Raw genomic sequence first — 390 nt, 5'->3', positions numbered from 1 at the left:
ACGTCGTGAGACAGTTCGGTCCCTATCCGTCGCGGGCGTAGGAAACTTGAGAGGCACTGCCCCTAGTACGAGAGGACCGGGGTGGACGAACCGATGGTGTACCAGTTGCACCGCCAGGTGCACAGCTGGGTAGCCAAGTTCGGAAGGGATAAACGCTGAAAGCATCTAAGCGTGAAGCCCGCCTCAAGATTAGGTTTCCCATCCGAGAGGGGTAAGACACCTCGAAGACTACGAGGTAGATAGGCCGGGGGTGTAAGAGTGGAAACACTCTTAGCTGACCGGTACTAATCAGTCGAGGACTTGACCGATAAGGCTTTGTGCAGTTTTGAGGGTCTAGATTTCCGGTGGCGATAGCGGAGGGGAAACACCCGTTCCCATTCCGAACACGGA

Annotated in this window: 1 rRNA gene; it reads left to right on the top strand. The window is 55.6% G+C overall.

Annotation, left to right across the window (positions count from 1 at the left end):
* A 23S ribosomal RNA gene (locus I4N53_RS01960) occupies positions 1–308 on the top strand; the annotation flags it as partial.
* Between the last annotated feature and the right edge of the window lie 82 nt (positions 309–390).

Origin of the sequence: Thermoanaerobacter sp. CM-CNRG TB177 (genome assembly GCF_018588165.1) — a bacterium.
In the GTDB taxonomy this organism is placed as follows: Bacteria; Bacillota; Thermoanaerobacteria; order Thermoanaerobacterales; family Thermoanaerobacteraceae; genus Thermoanaerobacter; species Thermoanaerobacter thermocopriae.
This window is presented reverse-complemented; position numbering and strand designations above follow the sequence as displayed.